The sequence below is a fragment of the uncultured Capnocytophaga sp. genome, assembly GCF_938029845.1.
GTDB lineage: Bacteria > Bacteroidota > Bacteroidia > Flavobacteriales > Flavobacteriaceae > Capnocytophaga.
In genome coordinates, this window is record NZ_CALHGG010000128.1 from 1 (window position 1) to 7,735 (window position 7,735).

Below are 7,735 nucleotides of genomic sequence, written 5' to 3' on the forward strand. Positions count from 1 at the left end.
TCAAACTTTATTTACTACAACAGATAAAACAGAGTTAACTGAAGATCCAGATACTTTATCAGAAGCTAAATTGAGAAATGTTACAGCATTTCCAGACTCTACTTATGGTTGGGGAATGTTAAATACAGAAAGGGCTTTAAAAGGACCAGGAGCATTTACAGATATTAGTAAATATGGTGATACAACAATATTTAAAGCAAATATACCAGCAGGAACAGAATCATATTTTGATAATGATATTTATGGAGAAGGAAGTCTAGAAACAATAGGTTCAGGAACACTTCATTTAACTGGAAATAACTCATTCGCTGGTGGAAGTACAGTAACAAATGGAACACTTGAAATTCACCAAGTTCATGCAAGTCCAATAACTGTTAAAGTGGGTGGAAAATTAGTACTTAATCCCAAGGCAATAGTTGGTTATGATATTGGTAGATTTGAGCTTATAGAGAATATAGATCCTCAAAAAATAACAGATAGTGGAATAAAAGTAAAAAATTATGGAACAGTAGCATTTAATGGTTCAACTGCAATAATAGGTGGAGATTATGTTGGTTATAATGGTTCAACAACTGAGGTAAATTTCCTATCAAATGTCAAAGTTTTAGGTGATATAAAATATGAACCAAATACAACTGTTAAAATATTATCAAATGGTTATGTCACAACACAAGGTTCATCTAATACTGTAATGGAAGGAAAGTCAGTTCAAGGTAATATTGCTAATGTAGAAACAGAAGGAATGAGAACAGCTAATGTAGAAGTTCAAGATGGAAAAGTAGTAGCAACATTATCAAGACAAAATCCAGTTGAATATATAGGAGAAGGTGCAGAAGCTTCATCTAAGAATGTAGCAGAAAATGTAGAAAAAGTATTCCAAGATTTAGATAAAAAAGCATTATCTGGAACAGCAACAAAAGAAGAGTTAGCTATGGGAGCAACATTACAAAAAATGTCAACAATGGGCTTCACATCAGCAACAGAAATGATGTCAGGAGAAATATATGCATCAGCACAAGCATTGACTTTCTCACAAGCACAAAATGTAAATAGAGATTTATCAAATAGATTAGCAGGACTTGATAATTTTAAAAATTCAAATAAAGATTCGGAAGTATGGTTCTCAGTATTAGGCAGTGCAGGAAAATTAAGAAGAGATGGATATGCCTCAGCAGATACAAGAGTAACAGGAGGGCAATTTGGTATAGATACTAAATTTGAAGGAACAACAACTCTAGGAGTAGCATTAAACTATTCTTATGCAAAAGCAAACTTCAATAGATATGCAGGAGAATCAAAGAGTAATATGGTAGGAGTATCATTCTATGGAAAACAAGAATTACCATATGGATTCTATACAGCAGGTAGATTAGGATTATCAAATATCTCATCAAAAGTTGAAAGAGAATTATTAACATCAACAGGAGAAACATTAACAGGAAAGATAAATCACCATGATAAAATGTTATCAGCTTACATAGAAATAGGAAAGAAATTTGGATGGTTTACACCATTTATAGGATATTCACAAGATTATTTAAGAAGAGGAAGTTTCAATGAATCAGAAGCATCTTGGGGAATAAAAGCAGATAGTAAGAATTATAGAGCAACAAATTTCTTAGTGGGAGCAAGAGCAGAGTATGTAGCAGATAAATATAAACTACAAGCTTATGTAACACAAGCAATAAATACAGATAAGAGAGATTTGACTTATGAAGGGAACTTCACAGGAAGTAATGTAAGACAAAAATACCAAGGAGTAAAACAAGCAAAGAATACAACATGGGTAGGCTTTGGAGTATTTAGAGAAATAAGTCCAGTATTTGGAGTATATGGAAATGTAGATTTCAGAGTAGAAGATAAGAAATGGGCAGACTCAGTAATCTCAACAGGATTACAATATAGATTCTAAATATTAGTAAAAAGGAGAAGAGAAATCTTCTCTTTTTTGTTTGATATTGAGAAAGTAAATATGATTTTTTATAAAACAATAAATAAAAAATATTGACAAAATACTAAAATATGGACTATAATATAAAGGATGTGTTAAATATAAAACATATTTTTATAAATTTTGTCACTAACCCTAGTGTATATAGATTATTATTTCCCAAAAAGAAGGTATAAATTACCTTCTTTTTACTTTTTAAAGTAAAATTAATATTAATTTAATAATTTAAATAAAAATTTAATAACTTTTATTTTCTTTATAATTTTAAAATTAATATAAATTAAATATATTCTATATATTTATTTATATAAAAATTATATAGTAAATATAAAAAGTACTCCAAAAATTACCATCTATTCCAGTATTTTTCTAATATTTCAAATTTAAAATTAATTTATAAAAATCACTACCTTTAATATAATAAATAGAATTATCTACTGCTTTCCATAATCTATTATAGGCTATAACCCAATTTGTCTTCTCTTTTTCAGGAATAATCCAAGGTATATTTTGCATTAATGATATTTTTTCATCATCATAAATGTATTGATATCCTTTTTCTGTTAATCGTAATATCCCCCCTAAATCTTTCTCATAATCATAATATCTTGTATATTGTAATCCATTAAGAACCTTATAGAATAAATCTTGTTCCATAGGGGTGAGATTTATTATAGACTTATCATGTATTATACTTTTTAGAGTGATAATTTGACCTGTTTTACATTTTTGTTCTCTAAATTTATCAAATATAAGCTCTGCTAATTCTCTTTCTGTTTTCATATCTATTTTTATTTACTCTGCAAATATACAACTAAAAACCAAAAAGGCAAGCCTCAGCCTGCCCTTTTAGTTGTTTATTTCTTTATTTTGAAAGATACATCTTCCTCCTCGTGTAAATCTCATAGAAAGCATCATCTTTAAGGCTATCAATAAACAAGATACTTTCGCCGGTAGATTTCATTTCAGGTCCTAGCTTCTTATCTACATTCGGGAATTTGTTAAACGAGAACACAGGTTGCTTGATAGCAAAGCCCTCTAAATGCGGATTGAAATGGAAATCAGTGAGTTTCTTCTGGCCGAGCATTACCTTGGTAGCGTAGTTTACGTACGGCTCTTGGTAGGCCTTAGAGATAAACGGCACCGTACGCGAAGCACGTGGGTTGGCCTCAATGATATATACTACATCGTCTTTTACGGCAAACTGCACATTGATAAGTCCTACTGTGTTCAGTGCTAAGGCTATTTTATGAGTATGATCTTTTATTTGTTGCAACACGAACTCACCTAAGTTGAACGGTGGCAAGGTAGCATTACTATCGCCTGAGTGAATACCACAAGGCTCTATATGCTCCATAATACCAATGATATACACATTCTCGCCATCGCAAATAGCATCGGCTTCAGCTTCTATGGCGCCATCGAGATAATGGTCGAGTAGCAGTTTGTTATTAGGTATCTTGCGTAAGAGGTCTACTACGTGGGCTTCCAACTCTTCTTTGTTGATAACAATCTTCATTCCTTGTCCTCCCAATACATACGAAGGACGTACCAATAGTGGGAAATCCAATTCATCAGAGAGTTTGAGCGCCTCATCGGCTGTTTCGGCTACCCCAAAACGCGGATAAGGAATGTTATTCTCTTTCAGCAGGGTTGAAAAACTACCTCTATCTTCTGCTAAATCTAGCGACTGGAAGCTAGTACCTATAATTTTAATGCCATATTTATCCAATTTCTCAGCCAGTTTGAGCGCTGTTTGTCCGCCGAGCTGTACAATTACCCCTTCTGGTTTTTCGTGCTGAATAATATCATAGATATACTCCCAGAACACAGGTTCAAAATAGAGTTTATCTGCTGTGTCAAAGTCTGTGGAAACAGTCTCAGGATTACAGTTTATCATTATGGTTTCATAACCACATTCTTTAGCCGCTAATACCCCGTGCACACAGCAGTAGTCGAACTCTATACCTTGCCCTATACGATTAGGACCTGAACCGAGTACTACTACCTTTTTGCGGTCGGTTACTACACTGTCATTGGCTACGTATTCCTTGCCGTCAGCGGTGCGGATAGGTGCCTCAAAAGTAGAATAATAATAAGGAGTTTGTGCTTTGAACTCGGCAGCACAAGTATCTACCAATTTAAATACGCGACGTATGTTCAGCTCTTCACGCTTCTTATGTACCTCACTCTCCCAACAGCCCACCATATAAGCTATTTGTCGGTCAGCAAACCCTTTTTGTTTAGCTTCAAAAAGAAGTTCTTTAGGTAGGGTATCTATTTTGTAGTGCGATATTTCTTTTTCGAGCGCACATAACTCTTCGTATTGTTTGAGGAACCACATATCTATTTTGGTGATTTCGTGGATACGGCTCAGTGGAATACCCATCTGTACCGCATCGTATATCACAAACACCCTATCCCAGCTGGGGTAGGTGAGTTTCTCGATAATCTGTTCGTAATTTTTATAGCCTTTGCCATCAGCTCCTAAACCATTGCGTTTGATTTCGAGCGATTGGGTTGCTTTCTGCAATGCCTCTTGAAAAGAACGCCCTATACCCATTACCTCACCTACCGACTTCATTTGCAAGCCAATAGTGCGGTCAGAGCCTTCAAACTTGTCAAAGTTCCAACGCGGTATTTTCACAATCACATAATCTAACGTAGGCTCAAAGAAAGCAGAGGTAGATTTGGTGATTTGGTTTTGCAGTTCGTCTAAATGGTAACCGATAGCCAGTTTGGTAGCAATCTTAGCAATAGGATAACCTGTAGCCTTAGACGCCAAAGCTGAAGAACGCGATACACGTGGGTTGATTTCAATAGCGATAATATCTTCTTTTTCATCAGGCGATACCGCAAACTGCACATTGCAACCGCCGGCAAAATCGCCTATACTGCGCATCATCTTAATCGCCATATCGCGCATACGTTGGAAAGTGCGATCGGAAAGGGTCATCGCAGGGGCTACGGTAATAGAATCCCCAGTGTGGATCCCCATAGGATCCATATTTTCAATGGTACAGATAATTGCCACATTGTCATTCTTGTCGCGCAAAAGTTCCAGCTCGTACTCCTTCCAGCCTAAAAGCGCCTTATCGATAAGCACCTCGTGGATAGGCGAGGCTTCCAAACCGCGATTGAGGAGCATATCAAAATCTTCTTTTTTATATACGATAGAAGCCCCTGTTCCCCCCAAAGTAAACGATGGACGTATTACTAACGGAAAACCAAAGCGTTGTGCAATTTCTTTTCCTTTGAGGAAAGAAGTAGCCGTTTCCGAAGGAGCCATTGGGACACCTATTTCATCGAGCAATACGCGGAACTTCTCGCGGTCTTCAGTGATTTGTATCGCATCGATATCTACCCCGATGATTTCCACTCCAAAGTCTTTCCAAATACCTTTTTCATCAGCCTCAATACAGAGGTTGAGTGCTGTTTGTCCGCCCATAGTAGGGAGTACAGCATCTATTTCGGGGTGTGCTTTTAGAATTTCCACTAATGATTTAGTGGTGAGAGGTTTCAGATAGACCACATCCGCCATAGAAGGGTCTGTCATAATCGTAGCAGGGTTAGAATTGATAAGGATGGTTTTAATACCGTCTTCGCGCAAAGAGCGCAACGATTGCGAGCCTGAGTAGTCAAACTCGCAGGCTTGTCCGATGATAATAGGTCCTGATCCTATGAGCAGAACACAATGTAGGTCGTTTCTTTTAGGCATTTTATATAGATATTGCTGTGTTTTTAGTATTTACAGGTGTTGAATTTTGTTGTATGGTTGGTATTATTTCAGTCTTACGGATAATATTCTAATTCTCGTTTTTCTTCTATTTGGATGTCGTTTCCTTTAAAATTCTTGACTTTCCCAGATGATTCTTCTGCTATCAAGGCTTTTAGGATTAGATTTCCCATCTTATCATAAGTAAGCTGATAAACTCTCACAAAAGAAGGTTTTATATCAGTTTCCCCAATATAATACTCTTCTTTTATTTGATGTGTAGTATTGTTGTAAATGTATTTTGTTCTCTCCCTAAAATTCCCCGACAGATACTTTTGTTCATCCACAAGCACACTGTTTTTATAGTTTTCTATCAACTCTATTTCACCGTAAGAATCATATTGAGTATGTTTTATCAGTTGCCCATTAGTATCGTATTGATACACCTCCATATTGTCTTTCTCATTGTAATTCCCTCCAAAAGAGTCTTTTCTATTTTTCATATAGGCGAGGTCATATTTCTTTACCAAAAGCCTGCCTGTACTGTCGTATTCATAAAGCTCTTTGTAGTTGATACCATCATAACCTCCCTTCGCTTTCCTCTCCTTAGAAAGCAAATTTCCCTTGCTATCATACGTATAAAGGTAAGTTTCACCCGCCTTGATACCACTTATATTTACAGTTAATGTCTCTTGCACCACATTATCAGGCAACTGAGTAAATACTGACAGAGACTCATCGCTTTTCATCGTTTTTAGTTTGCCATCATCGGTATACTCAAACATAATTTCCTTTACCTTATTCCCGTCACTGCTATACGTTTGATAACTCACAAGCTGCCCTTTTTTATTGAAATAATACCTTGTTGAAGAGCCATATTCGTTATATTCTATAAGCATTTTAACCTTCCCTTTAAGTCCGTATTGGTTGAGGAAAGGCTTATATCCGCCCGATGTATGTTGCCCGCGTACAATGGTAAGAGATAAAAACATAAGTAATAAGAGTGTTTGCTTCATAGTCATAAAAAAATAGCTACATTTTTCAAAAGAAAAATATAGCTATTGTACTATTAGAAAAGAATATACCACTGTATCTCTTGAGAGTACTGCTTAAAGGGATACAAGGGAGGGCTTGTGGCGTGATATTCATTTAACAATTAATAATTAAAAAGAGCGAAAAACGGGTCTCGAACCCGCGACCTCAACCTTGGGAAGGTTGCGCTCTACCAACTGAGCTATTTTCGCTTATCTTGTTTTAGTAAATTTGCAACTGATTTGTTTTTTCATTTACGGGGGCAAAGGTACAAATTATTTTAAGAAAAGCAAAAAATAGGTGAGAAGAGGATGACAAAGAGGAAGGTTTGCTTGAGGTATGATGGAATTGAAACCAGGTGAAGTTATTATGCTTCTCATATATTTCATTTGTTAGATGCAGAAAGAATTTAGTATAATAAAGTTATTTCTTTAAGAGAAAAAGTCTTTATAGCCTCTTGTTCCGTTTCTACAATTAATTTTCCAGAAGTTTCCACACCTCTTATAATGCCTGAAAAGTTCTTTTCTTGGCAAGAACGGAAAACGGATACTCTATTTAGTTGGAATAGGTACTTCTGGTAAATAGTATAAATGCTTTCGAAAGACTGTTGAGGAAGTGTGGAAAGGTTTGATTCTAATTCAGAAAGGATTAGTTTCATCACTTGTTCTATTTCAAAATCTTTACCAGTTAAATTTTTTAAAGAAGAGGCTTTAGGTAAGCCATCGAAATTTGTTTGGTTAAGATTGAGCCCAATACCGATTACACATTTCTCAATTTTAGTTTTTTGAATAGTATTTTCTATTAATACTCCGCCTATTTTGTAACGTTGAGAAAGGATATCATTAGGCCATTTAATATTTATATTAAGAATGTTTAATTTCTCTAATACTTTCATTATTGCAATAGGAACAAGCATATTGAGCAAAAAAGCATCTTTTAAATCTAAATGCTCAGGAAGGAATAAAACACTAAAAGTAAGATTCTGATAGGGTTCACTTGTCCATTTTGTTCCGTATTGTCCTACACCTGCAGTTTGC

General features: G+C 35.4%; 5 protein-coding genes and 1 tRNA gene. 1 reads left to right on the top strand and 5 read right to left on the bottom strand.

Going from position 1 to position 7,735, the window contains the following annotated elements; all coding sequences use genetic code 11:
* A partial coding sequence (locus Q0625_RS09175; protein ID WP_298826187.1) for an autotransporter serine protease fusolisin occupies positions 1 to 1,912 on the top strand: 1,912 nt, incomplete at its 5' end.
* Between the two features lie 408 nt (positions 1,913 to 2,320).
* Here the strand turns inward: Q0625_RS09175 and Q0625_RS09180 are convergent.
* The 5 genes from Q0625_RS09180 to Q0625_RS09200 all read right to left on the bottom strand — a co-directional run.
* Positions 2,321 to 2,734 carry a hypothetical protein gene (locus Q0625_RS09180; RefSeq protein WP_298826190.1) on the bottom strand — a complete coding sequence of 138 codons (414 nt, stop codon included), beginning with the start codon at positions 2,732 to 2,734 and terminating at the stop codon, positions 2,321 to 2,323.
* An 82-nt stretch (positions 2,735 to 2,816) separates the two neighbouring features.
* Positions 2,817 to 5,669 (bottom strand): carbamoyl-phosphate synthase large subunit, encoded by a 2,853-nt coding sequence (gene carB / locus Q0625_RS09185; protein WP_298826192.1) that lies wholly within the window; start codon positions 5,667 to 5,669, stop codon positions 2,817 to 2,819.
* Between the two features lie 74 nt (positions 5,670 to 5,743).
* Complete coding sequence (locus Q0625_RS09190; RefSeq protein WP_298826193.1) at positions 5,744 to 6,682, bottom strand: hypothetical protein; 939 nt, start codon at positions 6,680 to 6,682, stop codon at positions 5,744 to 5,746.
* A 155-nt stretch (positions 6,683 to 6,837) separates the two neighbouring features.
* A tRNA-Gly gene (locus Q0625_RS09195) sits at positions 6,838 to 6,910 on the bottom strand.
* A 197-nt stretch (positions 6,911 to 7,107) separates the two neighbouring features.
* Positions 7,108 to 7,735 (bottom strand): biotin--[acetyl-CoA-carboxylase] ligase (locus Q0625_RS09200; protein WP_298826195.1); only part of this gene is annotated, 628 nt, incomplete at its 5' end.

Bases quoted from the DNA above. Each gene is read 5' to 3' on its own strand.
- Q0625_RS09180 (WP_298826190.1), bottom strand. From the start codon at position 2,734: ATGAAAACAGAAAGAGAATTAGCAGAGCTTATATTTGATAAATTTAGA.
- carB (WP_298826192.1), bottom strand. From the start codon at position 5,669: ATGCCTAAAAGAAACGACCTACATTGTGTTCTGCTCATAGGATCAGGA.
- Q0625_RS09190 (WP_298826193.1), bottom strand. From the start codon at position 6,682: ATGAAGCAAACACTCTTATTACTTATGTTTTTATCTCTTACCATTGTA.